The 26,090-nt window shown below is 41.0% G+C and carries 25 protein-coding genes; 14 read left to right on the top strand and 11 right to left on the bottom strand.

Features of this window, described 5'->3' with window-relative positions; genetic code table 11:
- Positions 1-357 precede the first annotated feature (357 nt).
- The gene (locus AAC851_RS07390) at positions 358-1,473 is read left to right on the top strand and encodes an HPP family protein (protein WP_445290552.1); all 1,116 of its coding nucleotides are present in this window, start codon (positions 358-360) and stop codon (positions 1,471-1,473) included.
- Positions 1,474-1,544: 71 nt separating this feature from the next.
- Here AAC851_RS07390 and AAC851_RS07385 read toward each other — a convergent pair whose 3' ends face one another.
- Positions 1,545-1,814: a PspC domain-containing protein gene (locus AAC851_RS07385; RefSeq protein ID WP_004641148.1), complete on the bottom strand. Its 270-nt coding sequence runs from the start codon at positions 1,812-1,814 to the stop codon at positions 1,545-1,547.
- A 352-nt stretch (positions 1,815-2,166) separates the two neighbouring features.
- On the opposite strand from AAC851_RS07385, the gene AAC851_RS07380 reads away from it, so the two are divergent.
- On the top strand, positions 2,167-2,811 hold the full coding sequence (locus tag AAC851_RS07380; RefSeq protein ID WP_004641147.1) for a hypothetical protein: 645 nt from the start codon (positions 2,167-2,169) through the stop codon (positions 2,809-2,811).
- A 52-nt stretch (positions 2,812-2,863) separates the two neighbouring features.
- On the opposite strand, the gene AAC851_RS07375 is transcribed toward AAC851_RS07380, so the two are convergent.
- A complete protein-coding gene (locus AAC851_RS07375) occupies positions 2,864-4,687 on the bottom strand; it encodes an acyl-CoA dehydrogenase C-terminal domain-containing protein (RefSeq protein WP_340600688.1) in 1,824 nt (607 codons plus the stop codon).
- A gap of 240 nt (positions 4,688-4,927) precedes the next feature.
- On the opposite strand from AAC851_RS07375, the gene AAC851_RS07370 reads away from it, so the two are divergent.
- Positions 4,928-7,279 carry a hypothetical protein gene (locus AAC851_RS07370; protein ID WP_340600687.1) on the top strand — a complete coding sequence of 784 codons (2,352 nt, stop codon included), beginning with the start codon at positions 4,928-4,930 and terminating at the stop codon, positions 7,277-7,279.
- A gap of 49 nt (positions 7,280-7,328) precedes the next feature.
- Here the strand turns inward: AAC851_RS07370 and aroE are convergent, their stop codons facing one another.
- The 5 genes from aroE to ribA form a co-directional block, all read right to left on the bottom strand.
- Positions 7,329-8,117 carry a shikimate dehydrogenase gene (gene aroE, locus AAC851_RS07365; protein ID WP_340600686.1) on the bottom strand — a complete coding sequence of 263 codons (789 nt, stop codon included), beginning with the start codon at positions 8,115-8,117 and terminating at the stop codon, positions 7,329-7,331.
- Between the two features lie 49 nt (positions 8,118-8,166).
- The gene (locus AAC851_RS07360; RefSeq protein WP_335962455.1) at positions 8,167-8,598 is read right to left on the bottom strand and encodes a type II toxin-antitoxin system VapC family toxin; all 432 of its coding nucleotides are present in this window, start codon (positions 8,596-8,598) and stop codon (positions 8,167-8,169) included.
- Positions 8,592-8,864 (bottom strand): type II toxin-antitoxin system Phd/YefM family antitoxin, encoded by a 273-nt coding sequence (locus tag AAC851_RS07355; RefSeq protein WP_335962453.1) that lies wholly within the window; start codon positions 8,862-8,864, stop codon positions 8,592-8,594. Before AAC851_RS07355 ends, AAC851_RS07360 begins: the two co-directional genes overlap by 7 nt.
- A 110-nt stretch (positions 8,865-8,974) precedes the next feature.
- Complete coding sequence (hemF, locus tag AAC851_RS07350; protein ID WP_340600685.1) at positions 8,975-9,916, bottom strand: oxygen-dependent coproporphyrinogen oxidase; 942 nt, start codon at positions 9,914-9,916, stop codon at positions 8,975-8,977.
- A gap of 130 nt (positions 9,917-10,046) precedes the next feature.
- Complete coding sequence (gene ribA / locus AAC851_RS07345) at positions 10,047-10,649, bottom strand: GTP cyclohydrolase II (RefSeq protein ID WP_026056260.1); 603 nt, start codon at positions 10,647-10,649, stop codon at positions 10,047-10,049.
- 306 nt (positions 10,650-10,955) lie between these two features.
- Here ribA and dxs point away from each other — a divergent pair, with 306 nt between their 5' ends.
- The 8 genes from dxs to AAC851_RS07305 all read left to right on the top strand — a co-directional run bounded on the left by dxs (position 10,956) and on the right by AAC851_RS07305 (position 19,788).
- Positions 10,956-12,851 (top strand): 1-deoxy-D-xylulose-5-phosphate synthase, encoded by a 1,896-nt coding sequence (gene dxs / locus AAC851_RS07340; RefSeq protein ID WP_075314652.1) that lies wholly within the window; start codon positions 10,956-10,958, stop codon positions 12,849-12,851.
- A gap of 131 nt (positions 12,852-12,982) precedes the next feature.
- Positions 12,983-13,813 (top strand): inositol monophosphatase family protein, encoded by an 831-nt coding sequence (locus tag AAC851_RS07335; RefSeq protein WP_004641131.1) that lies wholly within the window; start codon positions 12,983-12,985, stop codon positions 13,811-13,813.
- 423 nt (positions 13,814-14,236) lie between these two features.
- Entirely contained in the window at positions 14,237-16,165 is a 1,929-nt protein-coding gene (locus AAC851_RS07330) for a DEAD/DEAH box helicase (protein WP_005086875.1), read from the top strand.
- A gap of 418 nt (positions 16,166-16,583) precedes the next feature.
- The gene (locus tag AAC851_RS07325) at positions 16,584-17,402 is read left to right on the top strand and encodes an ABC transporter ATP-binding protein (protein ID WP_005086872.1); all 819 of its coding nucleotides are present in this window, start codon (positions 16,584-16,586) and stop codon (positions 17,400-17,402) included.
- On the top strand, positions 17,399-18,175 hold the full coding sequence (gene mlaE, locus AAC851_RS07320; protein WP_004641120.1) for a lipid asymmetry maintenance ABC transporter permease subunit MlaE: 777 nt from the start codon (positions 17,399-17,401) through the stop codon (positions 18,173-18,175). Before AAC851_RS07325 ends, mlaE begins: the two co-directional genes overlap by 4 nt.
- Positions 18,175-18,837 carry an outer membrane lipid asymmetry maintenance protein MlaD gene (mlaD, locus tag AAC851_RS07315; protein WP_340600684.1) on the top strand — a complete coding sequence of 221 codons (663 nt, stop codon included), beginning with the start codon at positions 18,175-18,177 and terminating at the stop codon, positions 18,835-18,837. Before mlaE ends, mlaD begins: the two co-directional genes overlap by 1 nt.
- Before the next feature lie 19 nt (positions 18,838-18,856).
- Entirely contained in the window at positions 18,857-19,489 is a 633-nt protein-coding gene (locus tag AAC851_RS07310; protein ID WP_004641117.1) for an MlaC/ttg2D family ABC transporter substrate-binding protein, read from the top strand.
- Between the two features lie 11 nt (positions 19,490-19,500).
- Positions 19,501-19,788 carry an STAS domain-containing protein gene (locus tag AAC851_RS07305; RefSeq protein WP_004641115.1) on the top strand — a complete coding sequence of 96 codons (288 nt, stop codon included), beginning with the start codon at positions 19,501-19,503 and terminating at the stop codon, positions 19,786-19,788.
- Between the two features lie 50 nt (positions 19,789-19,838).
- On the opposite strand, the gene AAC851_RS07300 is transcribed toward AAC851_RS07305, so the two are convergent.
- On the bottom strand, positions 19,839-20,381 hold the full coding sequence (locus AAC851_RS07300; protein ID WP_340600683.1) for a hypothetical protein: 543 nt from the start codon (positions 20,379-20,381) through the stop codon (positions 19,839-19,841).
- A gap of 1 nt (position 20,382) precedes the next feature.
- Positions 20,383-21,399: a CorA family divalent cation transporter gene (locus AAC851_RS07295; protein WP_005086867.1), complete on the bottom strand. Its 1,017-nt coding sequence runs from the start codon at positions 21,397-21,399 to the stop codon at positions 20,383-20,385.
- Positions 21,400-21,572: 173 nt separating this feature from the next.
- On the opposite strand from AAC851_RS07295, the gene AAC851_RS07290 reads away from it, so the two are divergent.
- Together AAC851_RS07290 and AAC851_RS07285 are read left to right on the top strand one after the other, a co-directional pair.
- Complete coding sequence (locus tag AAC851_RS07290; protein WP_340600682.1) at positions 21,573-22,157, top strand: LOG family protein; 585 nt, start codon at positions 21,573-21,575, stop codon at positions 22,155-22,157.
- Positions 22,158-22,167: 10 nt separating this feature from the next.
- A complete protein-coding gene (locus AAC851_RS07285) occupies positions 22,168-22,575 on the top strand; it encodes an NUDIX hydrolase (protein WP_020846335.1) in 408 nt (135 codons plus the stop codon).
- Here AAC851_RS07285 and AAC851_RS07280 read toward each other — a convergent pair.
- The gene (locus tag AAC851_RS07280) at positions 22,544-23,203 is read right to left on the bottom strand and encodes a ComF family protein (protein ID WP_340600681.1); all 660 of its coding nucleotides are present in this window, start codon (positions 23,201-23,203) and stop codon (positions 22,544-22,546) included. The two genes, AAC851_RS07285 and AAC851_RS07280, sit on opposite strands and share 32 nt — an antisense overlap.
- On the bottom strand, positions 23,196-25,241 hold the full coding sequence (recG, locus tag AAC851_RS07275) for an ATP-dependent DNA helicase RecG (RefSeq protein WP_340600680.1): 2,046 nt from the start codon (positions 25,239-25,241) through the stop codon (positions 23,196-23,198). Before recG ends, AAC851_RS07280 begins: the two co-directional genes overlap by 8 nt.
- An 18-nt stretch (positions 25,242-25,259) precedes the next feature.
- Here recG and AAC851_RS07270 point away from each other — a divergent pair, with 18 nt between their 5' ends.
- A complete protein-coding gene (locus AAC851_RS07270; protein WP_340600679.1) occupies positions 25,260-26,087 on the top strand; it encodes an NAD-dependent epimerase/dehydratase family protein in 828 nt (275 codons plus the stop codon).
- Positions 26,088-26,090: the final 3 nt, after the last annotated feature.

The following is a 26,090-nucleotide window of genomic DNA, read 5'->3' as shown; positions in this document are numbered from 1 at the left end:
TTTTAATCAATCCCTTATGTTTTTAAGCGTCGTCCTGTCTTTGAAAGATGAATTTCAAAGATTATGCTGTCCAGTTTTTGAACGTTTGAATTTTATTGTATTTAAACACAAATGGATATTTAGTTTTTTGATAAAAAAATGAGAGATATTTATTTCACTTATAAAACGATGTTTAATTTTAATTCATTGTTTTTTAATAATAAATCATGTTTTGTTCTGGATTAGACTTTAGTCTAATCCTTACTTAAGTGCTGTAATATTAAACGCTTACGGAGGGGGAGTCTATGTTTTTAAGGTGTAACTTAAATACATCTTTCTCATTATTCAGCATATAATTGTGCGATTGATGATAATGATATGCTTCCAGCAAGGTGCATTGTGAGCTCGACCCGATCAGACTGGCTAAATTTGCTTAAACCAAACTACAAAGTTCTACCGATAAGAGAGCGTCTCCTTTCAGCAATTGGCGCCTTATGCGGTTTGGCAATTTCCTCTTTGTTAAGCTGGCATGTTTTAGACGGTATGAATGCTTGGTATATTGCGCCTATGGGAGCCTCATCTGTTTTATTATTTGCTTTACCAAGTAGCCCTTTGGCACAACCTTGGAATGTCATTATCGGTAATACGCTGGCAGCCTTTATTGGGGTGGCATGTGTTGAGTTACTGCCTGATTTAACCACCGCTTTCAGTGTTGCTGTGGGACTGGCAATATTTGTGATGATGACGACTGATTCTTTGCATCCGCCGAGTGGTGCTGTAGCAATTACAGCGGTATTGGGAGGGGAGGCTGTTCATCGTTTAGGTTTTTATTTCATTCTTTATCCTGTATTGCTCAACACGGTTATATTATTGCTCTTTGCCGTTTTGTTTAATCGTGTGATTGGGCGTCATTATCCAATGACCGCACATGTCAATGCACGTTCTAAGGATCCAACGCCAACTCAAAAGGTTTCTATTCAACCAAAAGATATTGAATATGCGCTAGAGCAACACACGGAGTTGCTCGATATTAGTCAATATGACTTAGAAAAAATTATTTTGGATGCACAAGAACGTGCACAAGGGCGATTGCATCTTGATTTTGTCTGTCAGGATATTATGAGTAAAGATGTGATTAAGTTGCATGAAGATGATGATATTCATCAAGCCTTAGATAAATTTAAGGCAGTGAATTTGATGAGTTTGCCAGTTGTAAATAATCAGAATCACTTAGTCGGGACACTTGCTTTATATGAAGTAGTAGAGTGGTTTAAAAATGCCACAGATCCGCGAAACTCTTGGCAGCATTACGTCAAACAAATTATGCATCGTCGAGTAGTGACGGTGGATCCACGACAACCAATTCAGGATTTACTCCCTTACTTTGTAGAGAAATCATTTAATTATATTCCTGTGGTTCAAGAACAGTGCTTGATCGGGATGATCAGCCGTGCAGATATGATTGCTGCTATGCAACAGCAGTTAAGCCAATAAATTTTGACTAAAAAAGCTACGGTTGTATTAGGGGTGAACTCAACCGTAGCGACCAAAAGGTAAGGGGAAGATTAACGGTTTATATTTTTCTCTTCATAAATCGTTTTTACAGGTTGTTGATAACCTTGTACCTGTGCGGTTTGGGTATCCTGCTTTTTAGGAATAACCAACCATAAAATGAGGTAAACCAAAATCCCAGGAAACGCTGCACTCATAATCGAGATCACAACAAAGATCAGGCGTAGTAAATTTGCATTCCAACCAAATCGTTCAGCAATACCGCCCATTACACCTGCGATCATGCTTTTTTGGTTTGAGCGATATAAACCAGAATTGGTCATCGATTTCTTCTCCTTAACTAAATGAAACCTCAGTAAAAAATAAACAATAGCTTTGTGAATTACTGATAATTATGAGATAGGGGCTATTCGGGTGATTTAAAGTTTAAATAAGAGATAAATTAGTTACGATGTGTAATTTCTTGCTGGAAAAACCAACAGTATCGCCTAAAATGCACCGACTTAAAGCAGGTCGCTTTGTCCCTTGTGCTACAGTCCTATCGCTTTGCCGCAGTATTGGTTGAATGAACATTCAATAAGCCAGTACTCTTATGTAATTAATACACTTATCGTTTATCAAAGATCTAAGTGTAATGTGCGATAGCCATGTTGTTGATGTTAGAGATTTGTGGATATGCAGTTCCGGTTGTCCTTCCCGCATTTTAGTGTAGGAATCCTTTTGGTTTTGGGTTTAAGTGCTTGTGATCGCCAGCACCCAGAGTCAACCCAGCAAGCCCAGACGCAACCAAGCCATGAGGCAGATGAGCAGTCAGTGGTCGCTGAAGGAATGTCCCTAACGAAAGTTGCAGGGCAAGCATCATTGCCTTATTCAGGAACTCCAGTGCGTAATTTGACTCAGCCCTCAGAAGCGAGTTTGGCATATGTGGGACGTTACCATGCTCGTATCCCATGTACTGATCCTTTTGCGGGTTGTGTCAATCATGAAAATGAGGCGGAGTATATTCTCAATCTGCTTGAAGATGGTTCTGTGTATTGGACCAATACCAGTTTTGGCCGTTTAGGGGTAGATCCTTCACGCAATGTGACGAAAATAGAGCAGATGTGTAATCAAGTGCAATGGTATGCGCATGAAGCACAGAATGAAATTATGGTGCGTTGTGACGCTGCCAATATCAGTCTGTATTATCAGATCAATCAAGATAGAGATCTGGTCTTAGATTTAGATAAGTTATGGCATGCAAATAATGGAGAGAATCAAGCATTCTTTAAAGAGTACCCATTCCCGAAAAAAGCGTATGTTTTTAAACGAGTTGGTTAAAGTAAAAAAGAGCGCTTTAAAGCGCTCTTTTTATTTATCAGTTTAGATTGAATTAATAATCGAAGCTGAAGTGTTCTGGTGCAAGTGAAGTCAAGGTACGAGAAGTTGAAACCATTGATTCTGCATGACCTTGAGCACGTGGCAACAAGCGATCAAAGTAGAAATCTGCAACTTTGATTTTTGCTTTATAGAATTCAGGTGTTTCAATACCGTTACCAGCTTCTAATTTTTCAGAAGCGATCACCGCTTGTTGAGCCCAGAAGTAAGCCATCATGACATAACCAGAGAACATCAAGAAATCTACAGAAGCAGAAGATACGATGTCACGGTCTTTACGTGCAGCAAGCATGATGCGAACAGTCAATGTGTTCCATTGTGCACAAAGCTTAGTTAAGTCCCAAGCGAAGCGACGTAGATACTTGTTGCGAGCATGTGTAGCACAGAATTTTAAGATTTCAGCAGTATAGTCACGAACAACTTTACCTTTTGAGCTTAAAAGAACTTTACGACCAATTAAGTCAAGTGCTTGAATACCTGTTGTGCCTTCGTACAGTGTAGAGATACGCGCATCACGTGCGATTTGTTCCATACCCCATTCACGGATGTAACCATGACCGCCGTAAACTTGTATACCGTGATTCGCTGCTTCTAAACCGAGTTCAGTCAAGAAACCTTTAAGGATTGGCGTGTAGAAACCAAGTTTGTCATCATATTCTTCAAACTTCGCTTGATCGCCATTTGCCAATGCATCAGCCATTTTGTCAGCAAGTTTAGCAGCATGATAGATCATTGAACGACCACCTTCTGCGACAGCTTTTTGAGTTAACAATAAGCGACGTACATCAGCATGGTGAATGATGGCATCAGCTACACGCTCTGGCTCTTTCTTACCAGAAAGTGCACGCATTGACATACGATCTTTCGCATAAGGTAAAGCGCCTTGGAAAGAAAGTTCAGCGTGTGCGATACCTTGAACAGCTGTACCAATACGTGCAGTGTTCATAAAGGTAAACATTGCATGTAAACCTTTGTTGATTTCACCGATTAAGTAACCAGTTGCGTTATCAAAGTTCAATACTGCTGTTGCTGAGGCTTTAATCCCCATCTTGTGCTCGATCGAACCACAAGAAACCGTGTTGCGCTCACCTACGCCACCATCAGCAGTTGGAATGAACTTAGGTACGATGAATAAAGAGATACCACGAGTACCAGCAGGTGCATCTGGAAGACGAGCAAGTACGATATGGATGATGTTCTCTGTTAAATCATGCTCACCTGCAGAAATGAAGATTTTTGTACCAGAGATTTTGTAAGTACCGTCCGCAGCAGGTTCTGCTTTAGTTTTTACTTGACCTAAGTCAGTACCACATTGAGGCTCAGTTAAGCACATTGTGCCAGACCAAGTGCCTTCAACGAGTTTAGGCATATACGTATTTTTTTGCTCATCCGTACCGAACTGCATGATGGTGTTCATACAACCTGTACTTAAACCAGGGTACATGGTGAATGACCAGTTAGCAGTACCCATCATTTCAGACTTGATGAGGTTTAGAGACATTGGTAAGCCTTGACCACCAAACTCTTCAGGATAAGAAAGACCTTGCCATCCACCCATTACAAATTGGTCATACGCTTCTTTAAAGCCTTTAGGCGTAGTCACTTCACCGTTGTTGAATGTGCAACCTTCTTCATCACCAGATTGGTTTAGTGGAGAAAGTACATTTTCGCAATAATCTGCTGCACCTTCCAAAATCATATCTACAGTTTCAGCATCCGCATTTTGACCACTTGTCAAAGTTTGGTAATGTGCTGGATAATCTAACATTTCGTTCATTAAGAAACGAACATCACGGAGCGGGGCTTTATATGCTGGCATAATCTTAATCCTGTATTTGAATCATTTTGGATTATCTGTTTCGATAATTTAGATTATTCACAATGGTAATCAAAATACATTGATAAGCCCAGTAGAAAAAAATGTCAGAAAAGCGAATTTTGTAAGGCTTTAATTCGTGAGTGAGTCCTTTTTTTATTTGATTTTTAAACGTAAGTTTACAATGAGAATAGGTCGGTTTTTTATTGAAAATATAATGATATAAGGGTGATTGGTAAAACTATGCGTTTAAAATATTTAACTTTATGTTTGTTGGGACTGAGTCTGTCAGCTTGTTCTCAGCATGTCATTAAAACCAATAATGCTCAGGTGGGGTTGGATCAAAAAGCGATTAATAGCATCAATGCGATGTATGAATATCCAAGTTATGATTATCGAGGAAAGTTTAATATCCAGGTTGAGCAAGATGGTGATCAATCAAGCAATTCAAAAACCAAAGCAACGCTAGATACTGGGGTGAAACAAAAAGTTGATCAATATTTGCGTGAGCAAAAAGTCAAGTTGAATCAGCAACAAAAACAAGCGTTATATGATGTATTGGCACAAGATAATCGTTCGTATGGTCAAGCCAAAGTGGATAAAGTGATCCAAGGAATGGCAACGATTTTGAATGATATGCAATTTGAATACGATGGTTCAGTGCATTATCGTCAAAAAATGGGATCATTTAATCTAACAGCGCGTTATGAGAAACCGACGCTATTGGTACAAGCCAAATTGCCTATGGTGCTGGATTTAAACGACCATAAGTTTTATGTCAATTACTTTGGCTTGATGCCGTATTTGGTGAATAAAGAAAATCAGAATAATTTAGCCTATTTCGATTTTTCTAAATATCAAGGTTTGATCAAACAAGTTGATTACAAGAAGTTTGTTGAGTATCTAAAAGCTTCAAGTGGCGTGTTTTATCGTTTAGCTGATCCGCAAAATATACATACTTTACCTGTGTCATCTAAAGAGCGTGCAGCAGGTGTTGTTGAGAAAATTCGCTTAAAAACCACCATTGAGGAAGCGATCTTACAATCGACGCTATATGGCAAGGTCAATGAAAAATATTTAATGCAAAGCATTTTAAATATCAATGAACAAAGCTTAGAAAAGCTAATTGCAGATGAAGTTGATGCTCAAACTAAGGCTAAAGCAGGATCTTCTAAAAATGCCAAAACTTCATCGAATGATGCCAGTGTGGTGAGCCAGCAGCTCTATCTATTGGTGAATCAACATTTTGGTGTTGAAGATGATGTCTATGGTTCTGCTTCTGATGACGCAACTGTTGCCGCTTTAGAAGCCATGGCCGCAGCGGAATCAAGCCAAGCAGCTGCATGGGAAAGTGATGGTGAGGATCATGCAGCAGAAAGCGACTATGGTTCCGAATCGGATATGGATGCTGCTGATGAAAGTGGTTTAAGTCGTGAGCAATGTGACTCTTTATCATCAAATCCTAAAATTACCTATGGCAATGCACAATTTTGCCAAAGTATGTATGGTATTGATGTGTTCAATCCAACACAGTCTAGTACCTCAAGTTTAATTTCTTATATCGCGAAATTAAGTGCGTTAGAAGAGTTATTCTCTGTCTATAACCAAGCTCAGTTTATTGACGATCATGCGTTCAAAGCACTTTGGATGAAGCATCAGACTGAAATCAATCAAGCCTTGCCAGCGACTAATAAACGCAATCCATTGATCATGGATATTAGTTTGGATGAAAAAGGGCGTGCGATTAACTATGACTATGATTTAAATTACACTTCCCCAGAATTGCGATCGCGCGTGAACATTAAAGCGGATATGCAAGTTTTAAATTATGGGAAAGGCACGCCGATTGATCGAGCACAATTAAAACGTGCAAAGTCATGGTCAGAAGTCAGTAAAGGATCGATGTTTGAGCAAGCGATAGGGCGTTTCTCTGAAAAAATGGGGCAGTCGGGAATTGTCGAGCGTGCAGCCGAACCTTATACCCTTTCTTTAGATGATCAACTCAAAGTGATTGCAGCACAACGCTATGATGCAACACGCTCTTATGAGCAAACGTATAAAGCCGTATTTATTGCTAAATTAACTGAAAGCTCACCACAGATGGTCCAACGCTACTCCACTCAAGAGTTGCAAGAAATAGCAAGTGTTTATGCGTATTGGTATTCTAGTGAAGACGTCTATAATCCCAAAGGCACAGCACTCAAAACAATCGAAGCCTTACAGAAAAAACATCATTTAGAAGATGACGAGCAGTTCGATTATCGTTTGGGTGAGTCTGTGAATCGTATTGTGAGCGATGCAATGCATAGCGATCAAGATCGCCAAGCATGGAAAAAATTGCAAGGGCAGTATAAACAGCCACAGCAGCTATTTGCTAAGCAATACCAAGCTCAATTTGAACGTGAGAATGGTGCTTCAAGTGAAGAAAAAGTCTTACTAGAGCAGACGGCAAATATTCTAGGGCAAGTTTATGTCGCCGCACGTCATAACAAATTGACTTTGAAGACGATTCAAAACTTAAAGGTTGAACATGAAGAGTTTATTGATTATGAAATCTTTAAAGATGTTTATCAAAAGATGTTAATGGTCAAATAATACTCAGACCTAAAGAGAACCTGCATCATGCAGGTTCTTTTTATTGGATTTACAAAAAATCTTTTAATTCCGGCTTAACCTTATTCCAAATATAAAAAGCTTCTATTGCTTGCCCAACCAGCATACCAAAACCATCTGTCGCGGGAACTTGGCGAGCTTGGGCTTGATCGAGAAAACTTGACGGTTTGCCATAGGCCATTTCATAAGCATGGTGGAACACAAGGCTTTCGGGGAGTTGTAACGCATCGCCTGTTAAGCTTGCCGATGTTGCGTTAATTACGATATCAAATTCGCCAGTGAGTTGTTCTAGGCTGATAGCCTGAAGTACTGCATTTGGTACAGCATCTTTTAAATCCTCAACCAATTGTTCTGCACGGGCTAAAGTACGGTTGGCGATCACGACCTGTTTTACGCCAGCTTGAACCAGTGGATAAATTACACCACGGGTTGCGCCACCTGCACCTAAAATGAGAATGTGGCTATTTTCAAGTTTCCAGCCTAATGCTTGAATCGCTGCAACCAAACCTTGGCCATCTGTGTTATCGCCATAGAGTTTGCGATCTTGTGTCCATAAAGTATTTACGGCTTTGGCAATCTTGGCACGTTCAGTCAATTGATCGCATAGCGCAAAAGCTTGCTCTTTAAATGGCACAGTGACATTCATGCCTACACCATTTTGATTAAAGAACGCTTTGACTGCGGATTCGAAACCATCTAGTGGAGCAAGAATTTTTTTATAATTTAAATCAACACCTGTTTTTGCTGCAAAAGCATGATGCAATTCTGGTGAGCGAGATTGTTCGATTGGATTTCCAATTACAGCAAATTGTTTGGTCATGAATGATTCACCAATATCAGGAAGAGGATCAAGTGCTAATGTTTTTTGGTCATAAGGAATCGGCAAACCAATTGATCTGTCGTAATCCCTCTATGGCTTGAAAGTCTTTCGTATTTCGAGTGACCAGTGTCAAACCCTGAGCCATTGCAATGGCTGCAATCTGTCCATCAACAAAAGGAATATTATTTCCCATTTTTTGGGTTTGTATTCTAATTTCTGCATGAATTTTAGCAGCTTGTGCATCATAATCTAGAATCGGAATTAAACTCACCACATCATGTAAAAATTTTGTGATGAGTTGCTTGCGCTGTCCATCAGGCATTTTGAGCCAGCCAAAACGTAATTCATGCCAGACGATACTTGAAATCGCAATCTCATGTTGCACAAGATAAAACTGTTGTAACACGGCTGAGTCTGGTTGAGATTTGGCTAATTCAGAAACGATATTGGTATCAAGTAAATAGCTGAGCTGGCTTACCATGAAAAGTCACGTCCTTGGCTTGAGTCTCGCTCAGGATTAAATTCAGTATTTTCGGTATTTAATTCTTGAAGTGCTTGTTGATGCCAGTTTTCCCAAGCCTGCATAAAGTCTTCTGGCTCGCTTTGTAATTTTTGATATTCAGAATAAGAAAGAAGAACTGCAGAAGTGCGACCGTGTTGGGCAATAAAGGTTCTTTGGCCTTGTTGGCTTTGCTGAATTAATTTAGCCAGATTGGCTCGGGCATGTGTAAATGAGATATGTGACATTTTAAACCCTCTTTTTATTGTACATTTTATTGTACATTTTATTGGGGAGTAGTGTCTATTTTTTAATATTCAAAAAAAATCCCTAATATACGATTAGGGATTGCTACTTGTTATTTTTCCAGATTTAACCAATCTCGAGGCTTTAAATAATAATCGGTAAGACGTTTTTCTGGGGAGTCAGCTTCCCACTCTGGACGATAAGACCAGCCCGCCAGATTCGGCAAACTCACGAGAATGGATTCAATGCGTCCACCTGTTTGTAGGCCGAATAAAGTGCCACGGTCATAAACTAAATTATATTCAACATAACGACCACGACGATACAGTTGGAACTCACGCTGTGCTTCGGTATATGGCTGTTCACGATGCTTTTCAAAAATCGGTAAGATTGCTTCTAAATAACCATTCCCTACGGCCTGTATATATTTGAAACAAGTTTCGAAATCCCATTGATTGAGATCATCAAAGAATAAACCACCAACGCCACGCTGTTCATCACGATGTTTTAGGTAAAAATAATCATCACACCATTGTTTATGTTCAGCATAGACATTTTCGCCAAAAGGCTGACATAGGTCATAGGCAGTTTGATGCCAGTTTTGAACATCCTCATCATCTGGATAAAATGGGGTTAAGTCGAAACCACCCCCAAACCACCACACGGGATCTTGACCTTCTGGCTCTGCGACAAATAAACGCACATTGGCATGTGAGGTCGGAATATTCGGGTTTTTAGGATGAATCACAAGTGATACACCCAACGCTTGTGCTTTTGCACCAGCGATTTGTGGGTGGCGTTCAGTGGCTGAAGTGGGGAGTTTGCTGATATTGATGTGGGAGAACATCACTCCACCTTTTTCAATGACTTCACCATTTTGCAAAACCCGTGAGCGACCACCGCCCCCCTCGGTTCGTTGCCAATCATCAATGATAAACTCAGCGGTTCCGCCGCCTGCACGTTCCTGTTGCTCTATTCCTGCACAAATTCGTGCTTGAAGATCGAGTAAAAACTCGCGAACACGTTGAATATCAGCTGAAGTTGGATGCTGCATGATGATCCTCTTAAGGTGATCTAGGAATTAGTAACATCAAAACATAAATCCATAAAAAAAGTAAGGGATTTTTAAAAGTACGATTAAAAATCCCTTAGTTCATTTATTTCTATAAGTTTTAAAATGTGAATTAGAAGTCATCTTTTTTATAAAGATGATCCATGCGCTCACGTTTGGTTTTTAAATAATGTTCATTGAACGGATTGCGACCTACAGTGAGCGGAACGCGCTCGACCACATTAATTCCAAGATCAGTGAGTGCTTTTAGTTTGAGTGGATTGTTCGTCAGCAATTTTACTTCTTTCACTTGCAGATGATCGAGCATAATGCTGCACATATCATAACGACGCGCATCAGCAGGTAGATTTAACAATAAGTTTGCATCAACGGTATCATGACCTTGATCCTGCAAGGCATAGGCACGAATTTTATTGGTCAAACCAATCCCGCGACCCTCTTGACGTAAATATAAAATTACACCTTGTCCAGCCTCATTAATTAGGCGTTGCGTGGCTTGCAGCTGTGGTCCACAATCACACTTTAATGAAGCAAAAGCGTCACCAGTTAAACACTCAGAGTGAATACGTACCAGTACGGGTTGATTGGGAGCAGTTTCTAAGCCTTTAGAAAGCGCCACATGCTCTTCACCTGTTTCTGGGTCTTGGAACACGGAAATATTGAAGTCACCAAAAGCAGTTGGTAGCTTTGATGTAGCAATAAATTCAATTGGCACAGATAGCTCACTATTATGATTAAAACAGTGAAAGTATAGCTTAATGTGTGAAGATTGAGTGAATTGGAATTTCTGATTTTTTATATTGAGTTTTTCTTTTTCATACAAACCACACAATAATGGTTGATTAACAGTGACATAATTCAGGATAATCACCGAGCCAGTCACCAATGATTGGTAAAAGAATGTTCAGCGCTGCATCATTCGCACAGGTGGCTGATTGAAGGTAGATCGTATTTAATTGTATGATTGGCCTCATTTAACCCAGCTTCGGATTTGCCAGGCTTAAAAAGGCTTTGCCACACTATGTTGTATACCGAAATTCCAACTCAACGCCCTGTTACGCCATTGTTAGATGGAATTGATCATCCGCAACAATTACGTCAGCTCGAGCAAAGCCAACTCGTACAAGTGGCGGATGAGTTACGTCAATATATTTTGTATGCAGCAGGGCAAAGCGGTGGTCACTTTGGCGCAAATCTAGGCGTGATTGAGCTTACTGTTGCTTTGCATTATTGCTTTAATACACCACAAGATCGTTTGGTCTGGGATGTAGGGCATCAAGCATATCCACATAAAGTACTCACAGGTCGCCGTGAGCAGATCACGACGATTCGTACAAAAAACGGTTTAGCTGCATTTCCAGCCCGTGACGAATCTGAGTTTGATACTTTTGGTGTAGGACACTCATCTACTGCAATTTCAGCCGGTTTGGGCATGGCGCTTGCACGTCGCTATCAAAAAGATCCATGTGATGTAGTAGCGATCGTTGGTGATGGTGCAATGACTGCAGGTATGGCATTTGAAGCCATGAATGACGCAGTAGCTCATGATGCTGATTTAATTGTTGTGTTAAATGACAATGACATGTCTATTTCGTGTAGTACAGGTGGTTTTGCCAAACATTTGGCTGCAATCTGGGAAACAGGACATCTTGTTAATGTCAATGAACATGGCGAAGCCTATGTTCAACCCCATCCAAAATGGACTTATAATTCACGTTTGCATCAATCTGCAACAGATGCTGCTGATAATTTATTTAAAGCGATTGGCTTTGACTATTTTGGCCCATTCGATGGTCATGATGTTGAACAACTGACGCAAGTTTTTCAGGCATTGAAAAAACGCAAAGGACCACGTTTAGTTCACGTATATACTAAAAAAGGTAAAGGTTTTGCGCCAGCTGAAGCCGATCCAATTACTTATCATGCAATTACTAAAATTGCACCAGTAACCTCTACAACCGTTAAGAAAGCACCACCAAAATATTCTGATGTGTTTGGACAATGGTTGTGTGATGAAGCAGCTCAAGATCAGCGCTTATTGGCGATTACCCCTGCGATGTGTGAAGGGTCGGGCATGGTGAAGTTCGCCCAGCAATATCCTGAACGTTTTTTTGATGTTGCGATTGCCGAACAACATGCAGTGACGTTAGCTGCAGGTATGGCATGTGAAGGTCTAAAACCTGTGGTTGCAATTTATTCAACTTTCTTGCAGCGTGGTTATGATCAATTGATCCATGATGTTGCATTGCAAAATTTGGATGTCACTTTTGGGATTGATCGTGCAGGTTTAGTCGGTGAAGATGGTCCAACGCATGCTGGGGCTTATGATTATGCCTTTATGCGGACTGTCCCAAATATGGTCATCATGGCACCAAAAGATGAAAACGAATGCCGTCAAATGCTACATACCGCTTATCATTTTAACGGACCTACGGCAGTAAGATATCCGCGTGGTGTCGGTTTGGGTGTGGAAATACAACAGCAAATGACAGCTTTAGAGATTGGTAAGGCTGAGATTGTTGCTGAGTTTAATTCAAACGCAGATCAGCAAATTAGTGTTCTTGCATTTGGTAGTCGTGTTGCAGCTTCAATCGAAGCAGCTGAGCAATTTGCTAATCAACAAGCTGTTGGTGTGCGCGTGGTGAATATGCGTTTTGTGAAACCATTGGATGAGCAATTACTGCGAGATTTGGCGCCACGTACGCAACTCTTTGTGACAGTGGAAGAGCATGCAGTGATGGCAGGTGCCGGTAGTGCCGTGAATGAGTTCTTGGCGCAAGCGAAGATTGTAAAACCAATTTTAAATCTGGGGCTTCCAGATGAGTTCTTACATCAAGCAACACATCAACAAATGCTTGTAGACTGTGGTTTGGATGCCAAAGGAATTTTACTTTCTATTGAACAAGCTTGGTTATGACACATAAGCATCTGTAAATATGTAGATAATTTTTAGTAAACATTTTTTACCTAAAAGCCCGTATATTTGATAGAATATGCGGGCTTTTATGCATTATTCTTTGTCAAAATCTTCAAATTTGTGGGTGTTCAATGGAACCTATGGTGGTTATGGCTGCGCGCGCAGCTCAAACAGTTGGTCAAGAGCTTTTAAAGGCTCATCAAAATCGTCATAAACTCGATTTACAAGTTGAAGAAAAAGGCATTGATGGTCCAGTAACGCGTGTAGATCGTTACTTGGAAGAACTAACAATTGATACCCTCCGTAAAAGTTATAAAAACCACAGCTTCCATGGTGAAGAGTTTGGTATGCAAGAAGGTAAAGGTCACGATGCAGATTGGTGCTGGGTGATTGATCCTTTAGATGGTACGCAAAACTTTATCAACGGTTTCCCACATTTCTGTATTTCTATTGCTGTACAACACAAAGGTGTAACTCAACACGGTGTGATCTACGATCCAGTACGTGATGAGTTGTTTTCTGCGAGTCGCGGTCGCGGTGCAGTGATGAATCAACGTCGTATTCGTGCCAATGTCAAAGAAAGTCTTGAAAACACTTTTCTTGCAGTGGGACATCCGTACCGTGCAAAACGTAATGGTGAAATTGTTTCTTATGCAGAGCAACACTTCGCTTCATTATTGGCAGTGACTAAATCTGGCGCGCAAATCCGTCGTGGTGGCTCAGCTGCTTTAGATTTAGCATATGTTGCTGCGGGTCGTTTTGATGGTTTCTTTGAACTAGGTTTAAAACCGTGGGATATCGCTGCGGGTGAATTGATTGTCAAAGAAGCGGGTGGTGTCGTGGTCGATGCTCGTGGTGGTAATGATTCATTTGATAATGGTCAAGTGCTAGCATGTTCACTTAAATTGTTAAAACCATTGATGCAGACTGTTGTTCCAGCTTGGGGCGAAGCTGCAAAATAATTTGTAGATTTAAAAAAGATGGCACTAGCCATCTTTTTTATTAACCAGTTGAATATAAATAATTTAATTTTGATTAAACTTGTTTTAAATATAATTAATTGGAAAAACCCATCAAAATAGGTGACTTTTAAAATTATTCTGCTATAATCCGCCCACGCACTTAAATTCCAGTTCATTACCTGAACATTCAGTTCTATTCATATTATGCGCACGCTGTCCATAGAGAGGACCACATCTTGCGCCCAAATCGCTTAGCGATTCTTCAGGTTGAGGCAGTAATCAAGCGTGCGTTAGTCCACATCGTCGTTATTCGGATTGCCGCTGAATTTTATTTATTTTCAGCTTGAGTCGCTTTGCCGCTTGTTGCCGATGTCTATTTTTTGTATTTATTAAAATGGAGCACCCATTAGGGTGAAACTCTCTATGAGCAAAACTTTTGCCGAATTTTCTTTGCACGAAACCTTACAACAAGCTTTAGAAGGTTTAGGTTTCACTACACCAACTCCTGTGCAAGAACAAGCGATTCCAGCTGCGTTAGAAGGAAAAGATTTATTGGTTTCAAGCCAGACTGGTTCTGGTAAAACAGCAGCATTCTTACTCCCTACATTAAATGCTTTAGCGGGTCAGGAAACTTTTGTGCCATTTAAAGAGCGCATGAAAGCAGTGACTCAGCCAACGATTTTAGTTATTTCTCCTACGCGTGAATTGGCTCAACAAGTTAGCCAAGATGCGATTGCATTTGTACGTCACATGAAAGGTGTTCGTATCGCTGCAATTATGGGTGGTATGCCTTTTGGTAAACAAATTCAACAGCTTAAAGGTGCACAAGTTGTTGTTGCGACCCCGGGTCGTTTACTTGACCTTGTAAATCGTCGTCAATTAAAACTTGATAAAGTTGAATCATTAATTGTTGATGAAGCAGACCGTATGCTTGATCTTGGCTTTGCTGAAGATTTAGAAGCGATTGGTGAATTAGCTGCAAACCGTAATCAAACATTAATGTTCTCTGCAACTTTTGCAGATCGTATTATTCGTCTTGCTGAACGTATGATGAATGATCCACAACGTATTGCGATTGAAACTGGTCACAGCACCAACACTGATGTAACTCAAACATTGCATTGGACTGATGGTTTCGAACACAAGAAAAAATTATTAACTCACTGGTTATCAGATGAGTCAGTAGATCAAGCTGTAGTATTTGCGAGCACGCAAGAAGACACAGACATGCTTGCTGAAGAATTGGCTGAAGCAGGTCACTCTGTTGTTGCATTGCATGGCGCGATGCCACAAACCGTTCGTAACCGTCGTTTACGTAGCATTCGTGAAGGTCGTGCAAAAATCTTAGTTGCGACTGACGTTGCAGCGCGTGGTTTAGACGTACCAACGATTTCACACGTGATTAACTTCGGTTTACCGATGAAAAATGAAGACTATGTACACCGTATTGGTCGTACAGGTCGTGCGGGTCGTACAGGTCAAGCTGTGACTTTAGCAACTTACCGTGAACGCGGCAAAATTCGCGCTTTAGAAGATTATTTAGATGCACGTTTGAATGTATCTGAAATTGAAGGTTTAGAGCCATCTCCACCTCCTGCACGTTCAGGTCGTGATGGCGGTGGTCGTGGTCGCGGTGGTCGTGATGGCGGCGGTCGTGGTCGTGGTGGTTTTGGCGGTGGTCGTCGTTTCGAAGGTGAAGGTAACTTCAAACGTCGTGAAGGCGGTGATGATCGTCCACGTCGTAGTTTCGATGATAAACCACGTGGTGAACGTCCATCATTTGGTGGTGAAGACCGTCCACGTCGTGAGTTCAATTCAGATCGCCCACGTCGCGAAGGTGGTTTTGAAGACCGTCCGCGTCGCGAGTTCAATTCAGATCGTCCACGCCGCGAAGGTGGTTTTGAAGATCGTCCGCGTCGTGAGTTCAATTCAGATCGCCCACGTCGTGAAGGCGGTTTTGATGACCGTCCAAAGCGTAGTTTTGGTGGTGAAGACCGTCCACGTCGCGAATTTAATTCAGATCGCCCACGCCGTGAGGGTGGTTTCAATGATAAGCCGCGTTTTGACTCGAATGATGACAACCGTGGTAACCGTGTAGATTATAAGCCACGTCGTGAAGGCAGCTTCGGTGATCGTCCAAAACGTGATTTTGGTGATCGTCCGCAACAGCGTGAAGGTGGTTTTGGTGACCGTCCAAAGCGTAGTTTCGGTGGTGGCGATGACCGTCCAAAACGTAGTTTCGGTGGTGGTGATGACCGTCCAAAACGTAAGTTTGGTAGCGATGATCGCCCGGTACGTGGTGCACGTGAAGAGACTTTCGGTGGCGACCGTCGTCGCAAAAACGATTTTTAATCGATAAAAACCGATGAAAAGAAAAAGCCAGTTGAAAAACTGGCTTTTTTATTTGTGATTAGTCAGGTAAAATTGTAAAAACGAGTACTAATTCAAATTTTATAAAAGAAATGAATAGGATTAATCAAAACAACGGTTTTAGCCATCAAATCTGGTCTTTCATTTGCAATGAAGGGCTGCCATGCTTGTTCGTCATCTTAATGTTATGCAATGGTTTATTTTTTGCTTATGCTGTTTTTGATCAAACTAACGCCAATGTTTTTAAAGTAAATACCCAACAAACAACTGAGCATATTGATTCCAAACATGGCTACATAAATTAAATAATCTTGATACATCACTTATCAAAATAAAAACAACCATTTAATCTTTCAGTGTATAGTATGCGTGCATAAAAAGTGCAGGAATGAATGCCATTATGAATAATAACTCTCCTCTCGATGCTGAAGCCTTAATTGAAGTTAGAAACTTAAGCTTTAATCGAGGAGAACGCGTCATTTATGACGATATCAGTCTTAAAATTCGACGTGGTCAAATTACTGCAATTATGGGGCCTTCTGGTACGGGTAAGACCACCTTACTACGTTTGATCGGTGGACAACTGGTTCCAGATCAAGGCGAAGTATTGCTAGACGGTCAAGATATTGCCACGATGTCTCGGCAAGAGCTTTTTGCTGCTCGTGCGCGTATGGGCATGTTATTTCAAAGCGGTGCTTTATTTACAGATATGTCTGTGTATGAAAATGTTGCCTTCCCAATCCGCGCTCATACCAAATTACCTGAACACATTATTGCTGAACTGGTTGGTTTAAAGCTTGAGTCTGTCGGGTTACGCGGTGCTGAACAACTCATGCCTTCTGAGCTTTCAGGCGGGATGAATCGTCGAGTGGCTTTAGCACGTGCGATTGCATTAGATCCAGAACTCATTATGTATGACGAGCCGTTTGCTGGACAAGACCCGATCGTGATGGGTGTATTGACGCGCTTAATTCGATCTTTGCGGGAAGCACTTGATTTAACTACAATTATTGTTTCACATGATGTTGCGGAAACATTGTCGATTGCTGACTATATTTATGTGGTTGCAGAAGGGAAAATTCAGGGAGAAGGTTCACCTGAACAATTAAAAAATCATGCCTCACCATTTGTTCGTCAGTTTTTAACAGGCTCAATAGAGGGGCCTGTTGAATACCAGTTTACGCATCAAGCATATTTAGATAACGAGGTTCGTCCATGAATACGATTGCCTGGCTAGGTAGACTCGTTATTGAGCGAATAAAGGGGATTGGTGCTGCATCACTGATGCTCCTACAAATTTTATTTTCAATGCCATCAAAAGGTGGTTTCCAACGCTTTATTTACCAAATGTACCGTGTCGGGGTGATGTCTTTATTGATTATCTCCGTATCGGGTTTATTCATTGGTTTGGTATTAGGGCTGCAAGGCTATTCGATTCTAGTCAATGTGGGCAGTGAAGCTATGCTCGGTACCATGGTGTCTTTAACCCTGTTACGTGAGTTAGCGCCTGTCGTAGCTGCTTTATTATTTGCAGGACGGGCTGGGTCAGCACTGACTGCCGAAATTGGGTCCATGAAGCAAAGTGAACAGCTTGCAAGTATGGAAATGATCGGAGTCGATCCACTGAAACAAATCGTATCGCCACGATTATGGGCTGGTATTGTGAGTTTACCAATGCTAACGGTGATTTTTGCTGCAATTGGTATCGTTGGCGGTAAGTTGGTGGGTGTTGATTTCCTTGGCGTGGATGAAGGTTCATTCTGGGGGGGGATGCAAAGCAGTGTTCAATTTGGACATGATGTGGTCAACGGCATCATCAAAAGTATTGTATTTGCTCTGATTTGTACATGGGTGGCGGTCTATCAAGGTTATGCTTGTGATCCGACCCCAGAGGGTATCGCGACTTCGATGACGAGAACAGTCGTATATTCTTCGCTTTGTGTATTAGGTTTTGATTTCGTGTTGACTGCGGTCATGTTCGGAGGGATTTAATGAAATCACGTACTAGTGAGCTGGCCGTAGGTATTTTTGTCATTATCTTCGGTATTGCTCTATTTTTTCTGGCAATGAAGGTGAGTGGTTTAGTTGGTACTAATCTTCGTGACAGTTATAGCATGACGGCCCAGTTTGACAATATTAATGGGTTGAAAACGCGCGCTAAGGTCACCATGAGTGGTGTTACCATTGGTCGTGTGGACTCGATTACGCTTGATCCAGTGACTCGTTTAGCAACAGTTAAATTTGATCTAGATGGAAAACTCACGAGCTTTAATCCAGAACAACTCAAAGACGTTCAAAACAATGCTTTGGAAGAGTTACGTTACAGTGCTGATTATGAGCAAGCCGACGCTGCGCAACAAAAAGCAATTGAACAGCAACTTATCAGTAACATGACCTCCATCACCAGTATTGATGAAGATGCTTATATAATGGTAGCGACCAATGGCTTATTGGGTGAGAAATATTTGAAAGTTATCCCAGGTGGTGGTGTGAACTACTTAAAGCGTGGTGACGTAATTTCAAATACCCAAGGTACAATGGATCTAGAAGATTTAATCAGTAAGTTTATTACTGGTGGCGGTGCTGGCAAAGTTGCATCTGATACTGGAAGTTCAGTATCACCAGCAGATGCTGAACCATCTTTTGCTGAGTAATCGTATTTAGGAGTTTAAAGTGAACACATTATTGAAACAGACTTTAACTGCAAGTGTATTATCAACTATGCTTGCTAGTGCAGCATTTGCAGCACCAACAGAAACCCCACCAGACTTTGTAAAGCGTGTGGCGGACGGTTTGGTGACACGTTTAAAAGCTGATCATGCGAAGTTACAAAACAACCCTGAATTGGTTAGAACAATTATTCGCCAAAATCTTGATCCATATGTAGATTCACAAGCATTTACTCGTATCGTATTGGGTACTTATGCAAATAATCAGCATACAACTGCGGCACAACGCGCACAGTTTGAAAAAAACTTCCGTGAAGTGATCATTGAAAACTATGGTAGTGCTTTTGCGAAATACACGAATCAAAGTTACACCATGCGTCCATACCGTGCGACAAACTCGAAAAACCCTGTAGTGACTTTAGATTTTCTTAACAATGGTGAGAAGATTCCAGTGTCATTCCAGTTGGTAGATAAAGGCGACCAATGGCGCATCCGTAATGTGAATGTGGCGGGTATTGACTTAGGTTTGCAATTCCGTAACCAGTTTGCTGCGACTGTTCAGCGTAATGGTGGTGACATCAACAAAGCAATCGCAACCTTCAAACCAGATGCAGATGCTGCAGTTACAAAGAAATAAGTAGGTGATGGGTGATTCAGTATATTGATCAGCAATTGATTGTTTCGAAAACGATTAATTTTGAGAATGCAGAGCAAGTTTATCAGGCTGGCTTAAAGCATATTCAGCAACATCAGAATTTTCCTTTGGTGGTTGATCTTGCGCAGCTTGAAAATGGTAATACTTTATCATTGGCAGTATTGGTGCAATGGTTGCGTCAAACACCTGAGCGTAAAGGACTGCATTTCAAAAACGTTTCTGAGAAAATGTTGAAAATCATCCAAGCGAGTCATTTGCAAGATGATCTGAAATTGATCTGAAATAGAAGTATGAAAAAAGAGCTTTTGATAAAGCTCTTTTTTCTTTGTAACTATAATTTTGGAAAGGCTGATAAAAGAGACTGGCAAGTTGGGTATTTTTTGCGTAGCTTTTTAAGATAATAACTTTGATCATGCGCTAAAAAACCACCTAATAATCCTATAGAGGTGCTGTATTGGCAATTTTTATTTTTTCTATCCCATGCGGTGAATGGTGTGATTGGTTGACCAATTGAGAGAATATCATTTTGGCAATACAATCGCGCTAAGGACGTAATGCTATATATTTTTGGATTTGCACTATCTTGAATGTAGGCTAAGCCAATCACTAAATCATCTTTTTTTAGGTTTGGATAGAAGTGGCTCTGCCATTGCTTTGCTTTTGGATACTTTATCCATGCACCAAAACCTCGGAAGATAAACTGAGGATGCTTTATTGTTAGATGATAATAATCTTTAGCTGTTGTCTTTTGAACAGCTTGAAGACGTGCAACAAACACGTCATCAGATATATGTGGCAAGCATGCAAATGCAGTAGGTGTTAACGCAATTGATCCCAATATAGCTAGGCTCATAAAAAGAGCGCAACCTTTCATACTAAATCCATTTCTTCCAACGGAAATAGAGGATTGGACCGATTAATAATGTAGTAACAAAGGTAATAACAATCCAGAAGCTAGTATCCCCTTGAGCAAAAGGTAATACATCTGTATTCATACCGTAGATACTGGCAACCAACATGGGTGGGGCTAACATACTGGGTAAAATAGAGAAACGCTTAAAGGTTTCATTCATTTCAGTGTTGGCAAAACCAGTCGTAATATCAAGTAAGAATTTTAGCTTCTGGAATAAGAACGCGTTATGCTCAAGTAAAGAGCGTACATCTTCACTCATTTCTCGAATATCAGCATCATATATATGACTGCCTAATGCACGTGGACGTGATAGGAAGGTCAGCACTCGACGTAAGTCAGTTAGACAGAGCTGTGCTTTTCCTAGCATATCTTCTTGATGCGCTAACCGTGTGATCATGTCATCAAGGTCCAAGATTTGCTCACGATGATGATCATTGAGAACCTCAGCAGAATATTCTTCAAGGTATCGATGAGTATCCTCAAGAATATCTGACAGTTCATCTAGTTTAGCTTCTAAGAGTCCTAATAAAATCCAAACGGGATTTTTATAGTCCATCTCATAATCATTCCGCCGAGCGCGTGAACGAAAGGCGCGGAAAGCAACGAGTTTTTCACCACGCAAAGTAATGAGTCGATTTTTTTCAAGCAAGAATGCAACGGTATGTACCGTCGCCGCCAATGTATTTTCTAAATCTTCTTGTTCTCGATCAGATTGAAAGTTTTTATTCTTTGTTAAAAAATAAGTACTGATATGCAAAATCCCATCATCATCACGGTAAAATCGTGCAGATGAGGAAATATCTTCCAGTGACTTTAAGGTAGGTAAATTTCGTTCATAGGCATCGAGTACCCATTGCTGCTCTTCTTGGGATGGTGCGATTAGATCGATCCAGACCAACTCAGGGTAGAGATCAAAACCACCATTGATGGTTGCGTCTTCTAGGCTACCGCGCTCTGTGGCATAAAAGGCTTCAAGCATGTCTTTTTTCCTCGCGCAGTGAATATTAAGACTTTTTGCACTTTGCAGAAAGTCAGCGTGTATTTTAGACAAGGATGCAATGAAAAACACTTGCCTAATCGTTATTTTCTCAAAAATCTTGTTTCTTAGCTTACTTTAACAGCATGACAATTGCATAAAACGGTTTTAATTGTATGAATTCAATATGTGTTTTCTGTGGCTCTTCTCTTGGAAAAGATCCGATATATCAACAAATGGCACAAGCAACTGGGCAGGCGATTGCAGAGCAAGGTAAGACGCTGATTTACGGTGGTGGTCGTTCTGGTTTAATGGGTGTCGTTGCTGATAGTGCATTAAAGGCTGGAGGACGTGTGGTTGGTATTATTCCAAATGCATTGGTTGATCGGGAGCTTGCACATAAGGGGTTAACCGAACTGTATGTGGTTGATAATATGCATGAGCGTAAAACCCAGATGTCTGAGCAAGCAGATGCATTTATTGCATTACCTGGTGGTGCGGGAACATTAGAAGAAATCTTTGAGCAATGGACTTGGAATCAACTCGGCATTCATCAAAAACCATGTGCATTTTTAAATGTTGGTGGTTTTTACGATGATTTAATTAAAATGATTCAAGGTTCGGTGGCACGTGGATTTAGTCAGTCACGTTTTGTTGATCAATTGATTGTGGCAAATGATATTAATGAAATCCTAACCGCATTTTCTACCTATCAACCAGCGACGCCTAAATGGATCTCGGTTGATGAAATTCAAGCATGAGGACGTTTCATTGAAAATTATAACGGTTGCAGCGGCGGTCATCGTAAATCAACATGATCAACTCTTGTTAGTGCGAAAAAAGAATACGCAAGCATTTATGCAGGTCGGCGGTAAATTGGAAATCAATGAAGCACCTGAAATTACGATTCAACGTGAAATCTTGGAAGAGATTGGTTGTGAGTGTGAGATCCAGCAATTTGTTGGAAAGTTTGAGACAGCTGCTGCCAATGAACCTGATCATCTATTAGTCAGTTATCTCTACATGGTTGAGTTAAAACAACAACCGCAGATTGCAGCAGAAATTGCAGAAATGAAATGGATTGATTTAAATGATTCAGCGACTTTACTCGCCCCTTTAACCAAAGAGGTGGTGATCCCGTGGATGCTTAAGCAACAGATGGCAGGATTGAGTCCTTAACCCCACCAGCAGCAAGACAAACAGCATAGATCTGTTGGCAGCCCAATTGGCGTAAGCTTTTGGATAATGCATCAATCGAGCTGCCAGTCGTGATGACATCATCAACAATTAAGACTTTGCGATAACGGATTTTATTCGGTGGATGAGCAATAAACTGATACTCGATATTCTCCAAACGTTCTAGGCGGGATAAGCCTTTTTGAGAGTGTTGGGCTAAACGTCGAACAGGTTGCCAAACTGGAATATTGAGCGTTTGTGCTAAGCCTTGAGCCAATAATAAAGATTGATTAAAGCCTCGTTCGACTAATCGATCGGTTGAAATGGGCATGGGAACAATCGCTTGAACTTTGGGAAGTCTAACTTGTTGTAATATGCCACTGAGCACTCGCTGGTGATGTAGCTTCTGCTCATATTTAAATTGTTGAATAATGCGGTTGATGGGATATTGATAATGGCAGGCAACGAAGACCTGCTGTTGATTGCGTTCAATTGTTTGTTTTAACCAAGGCATATCATCCCAACAATTTTTGCATACGCCAAAGTATTGTTTGGCTCCTATTTCACATAAATCACATGCAGTGAAATGATCTAAGAATCGTTGGGTTTGACTGCCAAGTAACTTAAACATAGGCATATCTTGGTGCTTCAGGTAACCAACGTTTTAATAGGCCTTCTGCATGTTGCGGATAGTCTTTCAGAATTTGTTCTGCAACATAATGTGCTTGTGTCAGTAAATGATCATCTCGTTCTAGACGTGCCACACGGAAACCCATGTCTCCCGTTTGTTTAGTTCCAAGTAACTCACCTGGTCCACGAATTTCTAGATCTTTTTCTGCAATCACGAAGCCATCATTACTTTCTCGTAAGATGGAGAGTCGTTCCTGACCATTTTGCGATAATGGTGTTTTATAAAGAAGGGCACAGAAACTCGCAGTCGCGCCTCGTCCCACACGGCCTCGAAGTTGATGTAATTGGGAAAGGCCTAAACGTTCTGCATTTTCAATCACCATAATCGAAGCATTAGGAACATCCACTCCTACTTCAATGACTGTGGTGGCAATCAACAGTTGTAATTGATTATCTTTAAAGGCTTGCATAACAGCTTGTTTCTCATCGGCTTTCATTTTGCCATGTACAAGTCCGACATTTAGATCAGGGAAACGTTCTTTAATTTCTTGATAGGTGGCTTCTGCAGCTTGAGCATCAAGTGTTTCAGATTGTTCAACCAAGGTACAGACCCAATAGGCTTGTTTACCTTCACGACAATTTTGGGCAATTCGCTGTAGTACTTCTTCACGACGATCTAGCGGAATGGTTACGGTTTGAATGGGTGTACGTCCTGGTGGGAGTTCATCAATCACTGAGGTATCTAAATCACCGTACGCACTCATAGCTAAGGTGCGGGGAATGGGTGTCGCCGTCATGACGAGTTGGTGTGGTGTAAATTGATCCGCACCTTTATTGCGTAAGGCAAGGCGTTGGTCAACACCAAAACGATGTTGTTCATCAATAATCACCAAACCAAGCTTAGAAAATGCAACATTGTCTTGGAATAAAGCATGTGTACCGACGATCAGTTGCGAATGACCTTCTCTAATGTGCTGTTCTGCTTGGGTGCGAGCTTTGCCTTTTTGTTTACCAGACAACCATGCGACATCGATGCCTAAGGGTTCAAACCAGCGTTTAAAATTCAAATAATGCTGTTCTGCTAAAATTTCAGTCGGTGCCATGAGTGCGACTTGCCACTCTGCTTCAAGTACATGACACGCTGCGATAGCTGCGACAAGTGTTTTACCTGCACCAACATCACCTTGAACCAACCGTAACATGGGTTGCTGTTGTTTTAGATCTTGCAAGATTTCTTTGGATACGCGCTTTTGGGGATTGGTCATCTGAAACGGCAACGCTTCTAAGAGCTGTTTGGCTAAAACTTTACTGCTGGTAAATTGGGGGGCTGCAATTTGGCGAATATAGGCACGACGGGTTAATAGGCTAATTTGATGCGCAACCAATTCTTCAAAAATCAAACGTTGTTGTGCGGGATGAGAACCTTGATTGAGTTGAACCATATTGGCATCAATCGGTGGCTCATGGATATAATGCAGCGCTTGTTTTAATTCATAACCATTGCTGTATTTACTGGGTAATAGCTCTGCTAAATCATCACTATGATGTGCCAAAGCCTGCCGCACATATTCGCGTAATTTGGGCTGCGTAAGCCCTTCAGTGCTCGGATAGATCGCTGTCAGTTGTGTTTTAGGCAAAGGTGTGTGCTGTAGAATCACTTGTATCTCGGGATGATAAAGTTCAAGCCCTCGTGCACCTACTCTAACTTCACCAAATATGCGTAATCGATTTCCTACTTGAATACGATCAGTTAAGCCTTTGTAGATATGATAGAAACGCAAAGTGACTTTGCCAAAATCATCTTGTAGCAATGCTGCAAGAGATTTCTTTTTTCCAGGTGGAAAGTCGATAGAGCGAACTTCGCCTTCTAGCAGGTAACTACGTCCGACCATGAGCTGATTCATCGGAATAATAGTGCTACGATCCTCATAGTCACGCGGCAGATGAAACAACAAATCATCCGTGCTAAAAATATGAAGCTTTTCTAATAAGGTCGCTGCGGCAGCACCAACGCCTTGTAACTGCTGGACTGAAGTCATTCTTGATCAAGGATATATATGCATATTTTATTTATTGGTTATGGTAAAACATCTCAGCGTGTTGCTAAACACTTATTTGAGCGTGGTCACCACATTAGCACAATTAGTCGTACACCGAAAACAGATTGTTACGCGACGCATTATACTCAAGATGTTCATTGCTTGGATGTGACTGACCTAGCACCGATTGATGTGGTTTATGTGATCTTAGCCCCGTCTCAAAGTCGTCTAGATGCGTACCAACACACTTATGTGGATAGCATTAAACCGATTGTACAAGCGCTAGCCTCGCATCCTGTAAAACGTATCGTGATTGTATCTTCAACACGTGTCTATGGTCAGAATGCAGGGGAGCGAGTTGATGATGATTCTGAAATCCAACCAGTTGATGAGCAAGGACATTTATTACGGAAGATGGAATTACTTTGGCAGTCCTATTATCCACTGCAGAGTATTATTGTTAGACCGACGGGGATCTATGGCATCTCGATTGCACGATTGAAGCGTTTGGCTGAGCAGACTTTAAGCTATCCAAACCTGCATTTTAGCAATCGTATTCATATCGATGATTTAGCGAAATTTTTAGCATTGTTGGTCGATCTGCCCCATGTAGAAGCCAGTTATATTGTGTCTAATAATCAGCCATTGCCAATGCATGAAATTTTGCAGTGGTTTCAACAGCAGTTAGGTTTACCTCTTTTAAAACTTCTCACTGAGCAGCAAACAGGCAAACGAATTTATGCAACCAGATTAATGCAGACAGGTTTTAAATTTGACCATTTGATTTGCTTTAATGACTACGCAGCAGCTTTATCGGCACATAGTAATGCTGAAAAATTAGATTAAACT

Source organism: Acinetobacter sp. HZNU-JH01, from assembly GCF_037996845.1.
GTDB classification, from domain to species: domain Bacteria; phylum Pseudomonadota; class Gammaproteobacteria; order Pseudomonadales; family Moraxellaceae; genus Acinetobacter; species Acinetobacter haemolyticus.
This window is presented reverse-complemented; position numbering and strand designations above follow the sequence as displayed.